Source organism: Bacillus sp. FSL R5-0576 (genome assembly GCF_038004765.1).
Classification (GTDB): Bacteria; Bacillota; Bacilli; order Bacillales; family Bacillaceae; genus Bacillus; species Bacillus subtilis.
The window spans coordinates 3,231,610-3,245,137 of record NZ_JBBORU010000001.1 but is presented as its reverse complement, the minus strand read 5'-3'; the positions used below and the strand labels follow the sequence as shown (position 1 = coordinate 3,245,137).

At 47.6% G+C, this 13,528-nt stretch carries 13 protein-coding genes; 11 read left to right on the top strand and 2 right to left on the bottom strand.

The window, feature by feature from the left end; all coding sequences use genetic code 11:
* The first annotated feature begins 4 nt into the window (after positions 1 to 4).
* Genes NX903_RS16715 through NX903_RS16680 form a run of 8 tightly spaced genes read left to right on the top strand, consistent with a single transcriptional unit; the run spans position 5 to position 8,035 of the window.
* The gene (locus NX903_RS16715) at positions 5 to 1,039 is read left to right on the top strand and encodes a glycosyltransferase family 2 protein (RefSeq protein ID WP_086344345.1); all 1,035 of its coding nucleotides are present in this window, start codon (positions 5 to 7) and stop codon (positions 1,037 to 1,039) included.
* A gap of 4 nt (positions 1,040 to 1,043) precedes the next feature.
* The gene (locus tag NX903_RS16710) at positions 1,044 to 2,120 is read left to right on the top strand and encodes a polysaccharide pyruvyl transferase family protein (protein ID WP_042975316.1); all 1,077 of its coding nucleotides are present in this window, start codon (positions 1,044 to 1,046) and stop codon (positions 2,118 to 2,120) included.
* A complete protein-coding gene (locus NX903_RS16705) occupies positions 2,117 to 3,151 on the top strand; it encodes a glycosyltransferase (protein ID WP_086344344.1) in 1,035 nt (344 codons plus the stop codon). The genes NX903_RS16710 and NX903_RS16705 overlap by 4 nt, the downstream gene beginning before the upstream one ends.
* Complete coding sequence (locus tag NX903_RS16700; protein WP_086344343.1) at positions 3,148 to 4,665, top strand: MATE family efflux transporter; 1,518 nt, start codon at positions 3,148 to 3,150, stop codon at positions 4,663 to 4,665. The genes NX903_RS16705 and NX903_RS16700 overlap by 4 nt, the downstream gene beginning before the upstream one ends.
* The gene (locus NX903_RS16695; RefSeq protein ID WP_014480945.1) at positions 4,662 to 5,270 is read left to right on the top strand and encodes a sugar transferase; all 609 of its coding nucleotides are present in this window, start codon (positions 4,662 to 4,664) and stop codon (positions 5,268 to 5,270) included. The genes NX903_RS16700 and NX903_RS16695 overlap by 4 nt, the downstream gene beginning before the upstream one ends.
* The gene (locus NX903_RS16690) at positions 5,267 to 5,917 is read left to right on the top strand and encodes an acetyltransferase (RefSeq protein WP_086344342.1); all 651 of its coding nucleotides are present in this window, start codon (positions 5,267 to 5,269) and stop codon (positions 5,915 to 5,917) included. Before NX903_RS16695 ends, NX903_RS16690 begins: the two co-directional genes overlap by 4 nt.
* A gap of 4 nt (positions 5,918 to 5,921) precedes the next feature.
* Positions 5,922 to 7,088 carry a DegT/DnrJ/EryC1/StrS family aminotransferase gene (locus tag NX903_RS16685; protein ID WP_086344341.1) on the top strand — a complete coding sequence of 389 codons (1,167 nt, stop codon included), beginning with the start codon at positions 5,922 to 5,924 and terminating at the stop codon, positions 7,086 to 7,088.
* Positions 7,067 to 8,035: a polysaccharide pyruvyl transferase family protein gene (locus NX903_RS16680; protein WP_038429669.1), complete on the top strand. Its 969-nt coding sequence runs from the start codon at positions 7,067 to 7,069 to the stop codon at positions 8,033 to 8,035. The genes NX903_RS16685 and NX903_RS16680 overlap by 22 nt, the downstream gene beginning before the upstream one ends.
* A 9-nt stretch (positions 8,036 to 8,044) precedes the next feature.
* Here NX903_RS16680 and yvfG read toward each other — a convergent pair whose 3' ends face one another.
* Positions 8,045 to 8,263: a protein YvfG gene (gene yvfG / locus NX903_RS16675; protein ID WP_003219905.1), complete on the bottom strand. Its 219-nt coding sequence runs from the start codon at positions 8,261 to 8,263 to the stop codon at positions 8,045 to 8,047.
* A gap of 78 nt (positions 8,264 to 8,341) precedes the next feature.
* Here yvfG and rpoN point away from each other — a divergent pair, with 78 nt between their 5' ends.
* Positions 8,342 to 9,652 (top strand): RNA polymerase factor sigma-54, encoded by a 1,311-nt coding sequence (gene rpoN / locus NX903_RS16670; RefSeq protein ID WP_024573107.1) that lies wholly within the window; start codon positions 8,342 to 8,344, stop codon positions 9,650 to 9,652.
* 26 nt (positions 9,653 to 9,678) lie between these two features.
* Here rpoN and lutP read toward each other — a convergent pair whose 3' ends face one another.
* A complete protein-coding gene (gene lutP, locus NX903_RS16665; RefSeq protein WP_015714740.1) occupies positions 9,679 to 11,370 on the bottom strand; it encodes an L-lactate permease LutP in 1,692 nt (563 codons plus the stop codon).
* Between the two features lie 227 nt (positions 11,371 to 11,597).
* On the opposite strand from lutP, the gene lutR reads away from it, so the two are divergent.
* Together lutR and ganR are read left to right on the top strand one after the other, a co-directional pair.
* Complete coding sequence (lutR, locus tag NX903_RS16660) at positions 11,598 to 12,320, top strand: L-lactate utilization/bacilysin biosynthesis transcriptional regulator LutR (protein ID WP_003228277.1); 723 nt, start codon at positions 11,598 to 11,600, stop codon at positions 12,318 to 12,320.
* A 181-nt stretch (positions 12,321 to 12,501) separates the two neighbouring features.
* Positions 12,502 to 13,494: a galactan degradation operon transcriptional regulator GanR gene (gene ganR, locus NX903_RS16655; RefSeq protein ID WP_003244199.1), complete on the top strand. Its 993-nt coding sequence runs from the start codon at positions 12,502 to 12,504 to the stop codon at positions 13,492 to 13,494.
* Positions 13,495 to 13,528: the final 34 nt, after the last annotated feature.

Sequence of the window (13,528 nt, the reverse complement as noted above, 5' to 3'; positions counted from 1 at the left end):
CATTATGGAAACACCTGCGGTTAGTCTGTTAGTCGCTGTTTATAACACAGAAACATATATCAGAACGTGTCTCGAATCACTGCGGAACCAGACAGTGGACAATATAGAAATCATCATTGTTAATGACGGTTCAGCAGACGCAAGCCCGGATATTGCAGAAGAATACGCCAATATGGACAACAGGTTCAAGGTGATTCATCAAGAGAACCAGGGTCTCGGTGCGGTTCGGAATAAAGGCATTGAGGCAGCACGCGGCGAATTTATCGCGTTTATCGATTCAGACGATTGGATTGAGCCTGATTATTGCGAGCAGATGCTCCGGGCAGCAGGCGATGAAACTGATCTGGTCATTTGCAATTACGCCGCAGAGTTTGAGGACACTGGCAAAACCATGGACTCTGACATTGCCCAAACCTATCAGGATCAACCGAAGGAGCACTATATCAAGGCGTTATTCGAAGGGAAGGTCAGAGGGTTTTCATGGAACAAACTGTACAGAAGAAGCATGATTGAAGCCCATCGGCTGTCGTTTCCGCTCCGAGGCGAGCTGGAGCATGTCGAGGATCAGTTTTTCAGCTTCAGGGCTCATTTTTTCGCCCGCTCAGTAGCCTACGTAAAAACGCCGCTCTATCATTACCGAATTCACCTTTCCTCCATTGTGCAGCGCTATCAGAAAAAATTGTTTGAATCAGGACTTGCGCTGTATGAGGCGAATGCGGCGTTTTTACAGGAGAACAACAAACTGGAGGAGTATCGCAAGGAGCTTGATACCTTTATCGTTCTTCACAGCAGCATCTGTATGCTGAATGAATGGAAAACGAGCGGAAGCCGCCGGCTGTTTGAAAAGCTTAGAAATGTTGGCGTGATATGCGCGGACCCGGTGTTTCAAGAAAGTCTTTCAAAAACGGGTACTGCTCCTTTTGACGCAAAACGGTCATGCCTTCTTCTGATGGCGAAATACAGAATGATTCCGTTCGTCGCTATGGCATCGGCTGTGTATCAGCGGGTGATCGAGTACAAAATGAGAAACAGAGGGTGAGGACATGTCGTTACAATCGTTGAAAATCAATTTTGCAGAATGGCTGCTGCTAAAGGTCAAATACCCGTCCCAATATTGGCTGGGAGCGGCAGATCAACCGGTAAAGGCCGCAGCACATCAGAAAAAAATCATACTGACCCTGCTGCCGTCCCATGACAATTTGGGAGATCACGCAATTGCTTATGCCAGCAAGGCATTTCTTGAGCAAGAATACCCGGACTTTGACATCGTCGAGGTCGATATGAAGGACATTTACAAATCAGCAAAAAACCTGATCCGCTCGCGCCATCCGGAGGATATGGTCTTTATCATCGGCGGCGGAAATATGGGGGATTTATACCGTTATGAGGAGTGGACGCGCCGCTTCATCATTAAAACATTCCATGACTATCGGGTTGTCCAGCTTCCGGCAACGGCTCATTTTTCTGACACGAAAAAAGGGCGCAAAGAGCTGAAACGGGCACAGAAAATTTATAATGCGCACCCCGGCCTGTTGCTGATGGCGCGGGATGAAACAACGTATCAATTTATGAAACAGCATTTTCAAGAAAAAACAATTTTGAAGCAGCCGGACATGGTGCTGTATTTAGACAGAAGCAAGGCCCCCGCAGAACGCGAAGGGGTTTATATGTGTTTGCGCGAGGATCAGGAAAGCGTGCTTCAGGAGGAGCAGAGGAACCGGGTCAAGGCTGCGCTATGTGAGGAATTCGGCGAGATCAAATCCTTTAAGACAACGATCGGCCGCCGGGTCAGCCGCGATACACGCGAACATGAGCTTGAAGCGCTGTGGTCTAAGCTGCAAAGCGCAGAAGCCGTCGTCACTGACAGGCTTCATGGCATGATTTTTTGCGCGCTGACAGGAACGCCGTGTGTTGTCATTCGCTCCTTTGACCATAAGGTGATGGAGGGCTATCAATGGCTTAAAGACATCCCGTTCATGAAGCTGATAGAACATCCGGAGCCAGAGCGCGTAACAGCCGCAGTCAATGAGCTTTTAACAAAAGAAACATCCCGTGCAGGCTTTCCGAGAGATGTGTATTTTAAAGGTCTGCGTGACAAAATCAGCGGTGAAGCGCAATGACCCCGCTCGTCAGCATTATTGTCCCGATGTATAATGTTGAACCATTTATAGGGGAGTGCATTGATTCTTTGCTTCGTCAAACGCTTTCTGATATTGAAATCATCCTCGTGAATGACGGAACACCGGATCGTTCAGGCGAGATTGCAGAGGACTATGCAAAACGGGATGCGAGAATCTGGGTCATTCATCAGGCAAACGGCGGGCTTAGTTCAGCGCGAAATACGGGAATAAAGGCCGCGCGGGGCACTTACATCGGCTTTGTAGACGGAGACGATTATGTATCTTCCTCCATGTTCCAGAGACTGGCTGAAGAAGCGGAGGAAAATCGGCTCGACATCGTCGGATGCGGTTTTTACAAACAGTCATCGGACAGGCGGACATATGTGCCGCCGCATCTTGAGGCAAACCGCGTGCTGACAAAACGAGAAATGACTGAACGGCTTAAACATGCTCACGAAACGAGATTTATCTGGTATGTATGGCGTTATCTTTACCGCCGTGAGCTTTTTGATAGGGCGAATCTGATGTTTGATGAAGACATCCGTTTTGCTGAAGACTCTCCCTTCAATTTGTCCGCTTTTTGCGAAGCGGAGCGGGTGAAAATGCTTGATGAGGGATTGTACATTTATCGTGAAAACCCGAACAGCCTGACAGAAATCCCTTATAAGCCGGCGATGGATGAACATCTTCAAAAACAATATCAAGCTAAAATCGCATTCTACAATCACTATGGCTTAGCAGGCGCATGCCAAGAAGATTTGAATGTGTACATTTGCAGGCACCAGCTTCCGATGCTTTTGGCAAATGCCTGTGCTTCTCCGAATTCGCCGAAAGACATCAAAAAGAAGATCAGACAGATTTTATCCTATGACATGGTGCGGCAGGCTGTCAGACATACACCGTTTCAGCATGAGAAATTATTAAGAGGAGAGCGCTTGGTATTAGCACTGTGTAAATGGCGGCTCACTTTTCTCATCAAGCTGTTTTTCGAGCATCGGGGGATAATGAAAGGCAGTGCGAAGCAAGCATGAAATTCACAATAAACTTCAGCGCTAATCTCACGGCTTTTCTCTTGTCCGTTTTCCTATCGGTTTGGATGACGCCTTTTATTGTCAAAACGCTCGGTGTGGAAGCGTTTGGCTTTGTTCACTTGACACAAAATGTGATTAATTACTTTTCGATTATTACCGTGGCGCTCAGCTCGGTTGTCGTTCGGTTCTTTTCTGTTGCTGCCCACAGGGGAGAGCGGGAGAAAGCAAATGCGTATATCAGCAATTATTTAGCGGCCTCTGTTTTGATTTCATTGCTGCTCTTGCTGCCGCTTGCGGGTTCGGCTTTTTTTATTGACCGCGTCATGAATGTGCCGCAAGCGCTTTTGGCTGATGTGCGTTTGTCGATTTTAATCGGCAGTTTGCTGTTTATTTTAACGTTTCTGATGGCGGGCTTCGGCGCTGCACCATTTTATGCCAACCGCCTTTATATCACCAGTTCCATTCAGGCGGTGCAAATGCTTATACGGGTGCTGTCTGTGCTGCTCCTGTTTGCATGCTTTGCGCCGAAAATCTGGCAGATCCAGCTTGCAGCTTTAGCTGGTGCTGTTATTGCGTCTGTGCTGTCTTTCTATTTCTTCAAAAAGCTGATTCCGTGGTTTTCGTTTCGTATGAAGGATCTTTCATTCCGTACAAGCAAGGAGCTGTTTCAAGCGGGCGCATGGAGCTCCGTCAATCAAATCGGCGTCCTGCTTTTTTTGCAGATTGATCTGTTAACCGCCAATTTGATGCTGGGGGCGTCTGCATCCGGGAAATACGCGGCGATTATCCAGTTTCCGCTGCTTTTGCGCAGCTTGGCCGGAACGGTCGCATCCCTGTTTGCGCCCATCATGACTTCATATTATTCAAAAGGCGATATGGAAGGATTGATGAATTACGCCAATAAGGCAGTAAGGCTCAATGGTCTTTTGCTTGCACTTCCTGCTGCCTTATTGGGCGGATTGGCGGGACCTTTTCTGACAATCTGGCTCGGACCGTCCTTTTCAACGATAGCACCGCTTTTATTTATTCATGCCGGATACTTGGTTGTCAGCCTCGCCTTTATGCCGCTGTTTTATATATGGACCGCTTTTAATCAACAAAAAACACCGGCGATTGTTACCCTGCTGTTAGGTGCGGTGAATGTGGTGCTGGCGGTCACGCTGAGCGGGCCGGCTCATCTCGGTCTGTACGGCATAACATTGGCAGGGGCCATTTCTCTTATTTTAAAAAATGCCATCTTTACGCCGCTTTACGTATCCCGCATTACAGGCTACAAAAAGCACGTGTTCTTTAAAGGCATAATCGGGCCTCTTTCAGCCGCTGTATTTGCCTGGACGGTCTGTAAGGCAATTCAGTTCGTTGTGAAGATTGACAGCTGGCCGTCACTGATAGCGACGGGAGTGACAGTCAGCTTTTGCTACGCTGTTTTCGCTTTTATGCTCGTTTGTACAAAAGAGGAAAGACAGCTGATACTAAAACGGTTTCGAAAAACGAAAGGAGCTGTGAATCTTTGATCCTGAAACGACTTTTTGATCTGACGGCCGCCATTTTTTTGTTGTGCTGTACGAGTGTGATCATTCTGTTCACCATCGCCGTTGTCAGGCTGAAAATAGGATCACCTGTCTTCTTTAAGCAAGTAAGGCCAGGCCTGCACGGCAAACCGTTCACCCTATATAAGTTCCGGACAATGACGGATGAACGGGACAGTGAGGGAAATCTGCTGCCAGATGAAGTCCGGCTGACGAAAACGGGCAGGCTGATCAGAAAGCTGAGCATTGATGAGCTTCCGCAGCTCCTGAATGTCCTGAAGGGCGATCTTAGCCTTGTCGGGCCGCGGCCGCTTTTGATGGACTATCTGCCTCTTTATACAGAAAAACAGGCACGGCGCCATGAGGTGAAGCCGGGTATCACAGGCTGGGCGCAAATCAATGGCAGAAACGCGATTTCCTGGGAAAAGAAATTTGAATTAGATGTATGGTACGTTGACAACCGGTCATTTTTTCTCGATTTGAAAATTTTATGTTTGACGGTGCGAAAGGTCCTTGTTTCAGAAGGGATTCAGCAAACCAATCATGTGACCGCGGAACGGTTTACCGGAAGCGGAGATGTGTCCTCATGAAAAACGTGGCCATTGTGGGTGACGGCGGACACGGAAAGGTGATCAGAGAGCTGATAAACGCCCGCTCAGATACGCGCTTAGCCGCGGTGCTGGATGATAAATTCAAAACGTTCGAAGGCGGAAAAGAATGGTACACAGGACCGCCGGAAGCCGTTACTGAACTGCGCAGGCTCATTCCGGATGTGCTGTTTCTGATTGCTGTTGGGAATAACAGTGTCAGAAAACAGCTGGCGGTGCGACTGGGACTGAGGAAAGATGATTTTATTACATTGATTCACCCGTCAGCCATCGTCAGCAAGTCGGCTGTCATCGGGGAAGGGACAGTGATTATGGCGGGCGCGATCATTCAGGCGGATGCGCGCATCGGCGCTCATTGCATCATCAATACGGGTGCAGTGGCAGAGCACGACAATCAAATCAGCGATTACGTTCATCTGTCCCCGCGTGTCACGCTGTCAGGAGCGGTTTCCGTTCAGGAAGGCGCTCACGTCGGAACTGGTGCATCCGTCATACCGCAGATCACAATCGGGGCTTGGAGCATTGTCGGCGCCGGCTCCGCGGTGATCCGTCCCATACCGGACAGGGTAACGGCGGCCGGTGCTCCGGCACGCATCATTTCTTCCATTCAAACATCAAACAAAGGATGATTCTATGCATAAAAAAATCTACTTATCTCCCCCTCATATGAGCGGCAGGGAGCAGCACTATATTTCAGAAGCCTTTCGCTCAAACTGGATCGCGCCGCTTGGGCCGCTCGTGAATTCATTTGAAGAACAGCTGGCAGAACGAGTCGGTGTAAAAGCAGCAGCTGCGGTCAGCTCTGGAACGGCGGCGATTCATCTGGCCCTGCGTTTGCTTGAGGTAAAAGAAGGTGACAGCGTGTTTTGCCAGTCCTTCACATTTGTAGCAACCGCCAATCCGATTTTATATGAAAAAGCGGTGCCCGTCTTTATTGATTCTGAGCCTGATACGTGGAATATGTCGCCGACAGCCCTTGAAAGAGCATTGGAGGAAGCGAAAAGAAACGGAACACTGCCAAAAGCGGTTATTGCCGTCAATCTATATGGACAGAGCGCGAAAATGGATGAAATCGTAAGCCTGTGTGATGCATACGGAGTTCCTGTCATTGAGGACGCAGCCGAATCTCTCGGCACAGTCTATAAAGGGAAGCAAAGCGGAACGTTCGGGCGCTTCGGCATTTTTTCATTTAATGGGAACAAAATCATCACCACATCAGGCGGAGGAATGCTCGTTTCAAATGATGAAGCCGCAATGGAAAAAGCAAGATTTCTCGCTTCGCAGGCACGAGAGCCGGCTGTTCATTATCAACACAGTGAAATGGGGCATAATTACAGGCTGAGCAATATCTTAGCCGGCGTCGGCATTGCCCAGCTTGAGGTGCTGGATGAGCGAGTGGAGAAAAGAAGGACCATTTTCACGAGATACAAAAATGCGCTCGGTCACTTAGACGGCGTCCGCTTTATGCCAGAGTACGCAGCAGGCGTATCCAATCGCTGGCTCACCACGCTCACACTTGATAACGGGCTCAGCCCATATGACATAGTTCAACGTCTTGCTGAAGAAAACATTGAAGCCCGTCCGCTGTGGAAGCCGCTCCATACCCAGCCGCTGTTCAATCCGGCTTTATTTTATTCTCATGAAGATACAGGAAGCGTATGCGAAGATTTGTTCAAGCGAGGAATCTGTCTCCCATCGGGGTCCAATATGACAGAAGATGAGCAAGACCGGGTCATTGAAGTGCTACTGCACTTATTCCAAACTGCCGAGGTGAAGAAATGGACAGCAAGCATTCGATGATCAGCCTAAAACAGAAACTGTCCGGGCTGCTCGACGTCATTCCGAAACAATCAGAGATTATATATGCTGACTATCCTCTATATGGGAATGTAGGGGATTTATTTATTATGAAAGGAACAGAAGCCTTCTTTAAAGAACACGGGATTCGGGTCAGAAAACGCTGGAATCCAGACAATTTCCCAATCGGGCGAAAGCTTGATCCGAATCTCATCATCGTCTGCCAGGGAGGCGGAAACTTCGGGGATCTGTATCCGTACTATCAAGGCTTTAGAGAGAAAATCGTTCAAACCTATCCGAACCACAAAATTGTGATCCTGCCGCAATCGATTTATTTTCAAAACAAAGACAACCTCAAACGGACGGCAGAGATATTTTCTAAGCATGCGAACCTTCACATCATGACAAGAGAAAAAGCCTCCTATGCTACGGCACAGGCCTATTTTACAACAAATCACATTCAGCTTCTGCCTGATATGGCTCATCAGCTGTTTCCCGTCATTCCCACGCAGCAGCCGTCCAATCAAAAGCTGAGATTTATCCGAACAGATCATGAAGCAAACCAGGCGCTTCAGGAACACGCAGAAGCGGAAAGCTACGACTGGCGCACGGTGCTGTCAGCTTCAGACCGCCGGACGATTGCTTTTCTCCAAACGCTGAACGTCTTGAATAAAAAAGCAGGCAACCCTTTGCCCATTGCGTATATATGGGAAAAATACTCGGATTATATCGTCCAAAAAGCGATTCGGTTTTTCAGCCGTTACGAATCGGTGGAAACATCAAGGCTGCACGGCCACATCCTGTCTTCTCTTCTTCAAAAAGAAAACACGGTCATTGATAATTCCTACGGGAAAAACGCCAATTACTTTCATACCTGGATGGAAGGCGTGCCAAGCACCCGTCTCATCCAGCACACCTCAAAGAAGGAAAACCTTCCTGCTCACATGTGAGCGGAAGGTTTATTTTGATTCTCCACGTTTGACTTTGTTGTATGCTTCATCTAAATGCTGAATCCGTTTCAGGACAACTGCGTTTTTCGTCAGCTGGTCCTGCACTAGTGTTGAGACGACGGAACGGTAGTAGCTGTTCATCGCGTGGATTTTATCCTCAGACTGATTCATTTCAATATGCTGTTTTAAATTCTCAATAAAATAAGGGACGGAAAAAAGTTCAGACATTTCTTTGGCAGCTCCTTTTTCATAAATGTATACGGTGTGATCTCAATCATGTACAATGAAGAAAGGGGAGTGAGCAAGATGGATATGAAACTTCAGCAAGTACAAGTATTAAAGCCTCAACTGACACAGGAGCTCAGGCAGGCCATCACGCTGCTTGGCTATCATTCGGCAGAACTCGCCGAGTACATTGATGAGCTCTCACTGGAAAACCCTCTTATTGAACGAAAGGAAACAGACACACCGCCACTATCTTACCATAAAACAAACAAAAACAGGATGAATGCACAGGAAGCGGGCCTTCAATTAAGTAATCCGCAAAAAACATTGCAGGATGCGTTAAAACAGCAGTCACTCGATATGAATCTGACCAACACTGAAAAAAAGATTTTTAATTATCTGATTCATTCGCTTGATTCAAACGGGTACTTGGAAGAAGATATAGAGGAGGCAGCACGGCGATTATCTGTATCGGCCAAGGAAGCGGAGGCTGTTTTGGCAAAACTCCAGTCGTTAGAACCGGCTGGAATCGGCGCGAGATCTTTGCAGGAATGCATCCTTCTTCAATTACAGCGGCTGCCGAACAGAAATGAACAAGCGGAAATGCTGGTTTCAGCTCATTTTGATGCTTTTGCACAAAAAAAATGGAAAGCGCTTTCAGTGGAGACAGGAATTCCGCTTCATACCATTCAAGATATCTCAGATGATATCGCGGCTCTTCATCCTAGACCTGGCCTTCTGTTTGCCCGGCCAGAGCAAGATGTGTATATTGAGCCTGACATTTTTATCACCGTAAAAAATGGGCACATCGCAGCGGAACTGAATACCCGCTCGTTTCCCGAGATCGATCTGCATCCGCAGTACAGAACGCTTTTATCATCCGGCTCCTGTCAGGATACTGTCTCCTATTTATCTGCGAAATATCAGGAGTGGCGCTGGCTGAGCCGCGCGCTGAGGCAGCGAAAACAGACAATCACGAGAATTATCAATGAACTGATCACACGCCAAAAGGATTTCTTTCTGAAAGGGCGAAGCGCAATGAAGCCGCTGACTCTGAGAGAGGTGGCGGACTGTCTAAGCCTTCATGAATCAACTGTGAGCCGGGCCATTAAAGGGAAAACAATACAAACGCCTTACGGGCTGTTTGAGATGAAACTCTTTTTCTCAGCAAAAGCCGAGGCTTCAGGAGAGGGAGATGCGTCGAATTATGCAGTCAAAATGCATCTGGAAGACCTGATCAATCAAGAGGACAAAACAAAACCGCTTTCAGATCAAAAGCTTGTCGATTTGCTGTATGAACAACACGGCATCCAAATCTCGAGACGCACCGTGGCAAAATATCGCGATCAAATGAATATTCCGTCATCGGCAGCGAGAAAGCGATATAAATAAAATCCTCCCTAGACGGGAGGATTTTTTTAAGGAATCATCCAGCTGAATACGTGATGCTGCAAAAAGGTGATGATACAGACGAGCAGCAGCAAAAACAGACTGTGTTTAATGGTAAAGCGGAAAAGATCTGACTCCTTTCCGGCGAGTCCTACCGCGGCGCATGCCACCGCTATCGACTGCGGTGAAATCATTTTTCCTGTGACACCGCCTGAAGAATTGGCGGCCACAGACAGAACGGGGTCCATGCCGACTGATAATGCGGTGACTTTCTGCAGGTTGCCGAACAGCAGGTTGGCGGAAGTATCCGAGCCGGTAATGAAGACGCCGAGCCAGCCGAGGACGGGCGAAAAGAAGGTAAACATCGAACCTGTCAGCGCGAGTGTCATCCCGAGTGTCGTGCTCATTCCCGAGGAGTTGGTGACATAGGCAAAACCAACGACAGAAGCGATGGTCAAAATCGGAAGCTTCAATTCCTGGACTGTTTCTTTAAAAACGGTTCCCCAGTCTTTCCACGAAATCGCCGTGATGAACTTTGACAGCACTGCGGCAATCAATATCGCGGTGCCGGCTGAACCAAGCACCTCAAGCTTGTAAACCGCCTCAATCGGCGTACCGTCAGCATTGACAATCTGATTGTTCAAAAAAGGCACACCGGGGGCAAAAGTCAGTTTTTCTCCAACAGCATTCAGCCACTTCAAGAACACCGCAGAGCCTTCATAATGCCCGGTTAGTGCAGATTTGACAGATGGAATGCCCCATACGGAAATCATCGCCGTCAGCAGCAGAAATGGCGACCAAGCCTTAAAAATCTGTCCGCCGCTGTACGCAGGCGCCGCCGGATTTGTGCGCGCCGTTTCAATTGAGGCGGCCGACTCTTGTTCACCGGCAAACCGGAATGTTGTTTTCGGCTTCCACCATTTCAAAAACACAGCAAGTGCAGCCATTGAAACAAGAGCTGACAAAACATCGGGCAGCTCAGGCCCTAAAAAATTGGAACTGAGATATTGAACAACAGCAAAGGAAACACCAGATACGAGAATCGCCGGCCAGACCTCCAAGGCTTTCCTGAACCCGCTCATGATGATGATTAAATAAAGAGGAATAAATACGGATAAAAACGGCAGCTGCCGCCCGACCATTTGCGAAATCTCCATCGCCGGAATCCCTGTCGGCCCTTCTACGGCTGTAATTGGAATCCCAATCGCCCCAAAGGCAACCGGCGCCGTATTGGCGATCAAACAGATCCCCGCAGCATAAAGAGGATTAAAGCCGAGACCGACCAGCAGCGCGGCAGAAATGGCGACCGGCGCTCCGAAGCCTGCTGCCCCTTCTAAAAAAGCCCCGAATGAAAAAGCGATCAAGAGAGCCTGAAGCCGTCGGTCATCAGTAATCGAGAGAACAGAGCTGCGAATGATATCAAACTGTCCCGTTTTCACAGTGATTTTATACAAAAAAACAGACGTCACAATGATCCAGCCGATCGGCAACAATCCGTATACGGCTCCTTGTGTCGCGGACATCAGCGCTTTTTCCGCCGGCATCCGATAAACCAATACAGCAATGATAAGGGCGATCCCCAATGTGGCCAAGCCTGCTGTATACCCCTTCATCCGTTTAATCGCGAGTGCCCAAAAAAAGAAAATAATCGGTACAAGTGCGGCAAGCGCTGATAATAGCAAATTTCCCCCTATAGGCGTATATGCCTGTGTCCATTGCATCCCAAACCCCTCCTTGAAACATAAACTGGCGCCATATGTAAGCGGTTTCTATAGATGATATGATCATCTGATGACTGGGTAATAAGACCAGTTACCTAGCATTATATTTTGAAAAAAATCAAAGTACAAGACTTTTTGACAAAATAGTCAAAATCTTTTGGCGGCCCACAAAACAGAGTATAATAGATCGTAAACAGCCAGACCTACAAGTTACGGGGTGAATTGCATTGAAATACAAACAGATTAAAACAAAAAAAATATATGAAGAAGTAGCGGATGCACTATTAGATATGATCAAAAACGGCGAATTGAAGCCGGGGGATAAACTGGACTCTGTTCAGGCGCTTGCTGAGAGCTTTCAAGTCAGCCGTTCAGCGGTTCGCGAGGCACTTTCTGCGCTAAAAGCGATGGGGCTTGTCGAAATGAAACAGGGAGAAGGCACGTATCTGAAGGAATTTGAGCTCAATCAAATTTCTCAGCCGCTCTCAGCCGCCCTTCTGATGAAAAAAGAGGACGTCAAGCAGCTGCTCGAGGTCAGAAAACTGCTTGAAATCGGCGTGGCTTCACTAGCGGCTGAAAAAAGGACAGAAGCAGATCTCGAAAGAATTCAGGATGCACTGAAGGAAATGGGCAGCATTGAAGCGGACGGGGAGCTGGGAGAGAAAGCAGACTTTGCATTTCATCTTGCGCTTGCGGACGCTTCTCAAAATGAACTTCTTAAACACTTGATGAATCACGTGTCATCATTGCTGCTGGAAACAATGAGGGAAACGAGGAAAATCTGGCTGTTTTCCAAGAAGACCTCCGTTCAGCGGCTGTATGAGGAGCACGAACGGATTTACAATGCTGTGGCTGCCGGGAACGGTGCACAGGCGGAAGCCGCCATGCTGGCGCATTTGACGAATGTGGAAGATGTGCTTTCGGGATATTTCGAGGAAAATGTGCAATAACCAACTCATTTCCCGGGCAATTCCGCCGGTTCCGAATGATACGAACAACTGAGACTGAGCCGCAAATGGTTCAGTCTTTTTACATGAGGCAGCCAGAGGGCTTTGTGCACTTGACATTTGCGAAAAAGAAAGTAAAATATTTTACTAAAACAATGCGAGCTGAATAATGGAGGCAGATGCAATGGCGACAATTAAAGATATCGCGCAGGAAGCGGGATTTTCAATCTCAACCGTTTCCCGCGTTTTAAATAACGATGAAAGCCTTTCTGTTCCTGATGAGACACGGGAGAAAATCTATGAAGCGGCGGAAAAGCTCAATTACCGCAAAAAAACAGTAAGGCCGCTGGTGAAACATATTGCGTTTTTATATTGGCTGACAGATAAAGAAGAATTAGAAGATGTCTATTTTAAAACGATGAGATTAGAAGTAGAGAAACTGGCGAAAGCATTCAATGTCGATATGACCACTTATAAAATAGCGGATGGAATCGAGAGCATTCCAGAACATACGGAAGGGTTTATTGCCGTCGGCACATTTTCAGATGAAGAGCTGGCTTTCCTCAGAAATCTCACTGAAAACGGCGTGTTCATCGATTCAACTCCTGATCCCGATCATTTTGACTCGGTAAGGCCCGATTTGGCACAAATGACAAGGAAGACGGTAAACATCCTGACTGAGAAGGGGCATAAGAGCATCGGTTTTATCGGCGGCACTTACAAAAATCCGAATACCAATCAGGATGAAATGGACATCCGTGAACAAACCTTCAGATCCTATATGAGGGAAAAAGCCATGCTGGACGAGCGCTATATTTTCTGTCATCGCGGATTCTCTGTAGAAAACGGCTACCGCCTGATGTCAGCAGCGATCGACACATTAGGCGATCAGCTTCCGACTGCTTTTATGATTGCAGCGGACCCGATTGCAGTGGGCTGTCTGCAAGCCCTGAACGAAAAAGGAATTGCCATACCAAACAGGGTAAGCATTGTGAGTATCAATAACATCAGCTTCGCGAAGTATGTCTCGCCTCCTCTGACGACGTTTCATATTGATATACATGAATTATGTAAAAATGCTGTTCAATTACTGCTTGAACAAGTGCAGGACAAGAGAAGAACGGTAAAAACATTATATGTGGGCGCAGAATTAATCGTCAGGAAGAGTATGAATTAAGGATGACTTAGGACACTAAGTCATTTTTTATTTA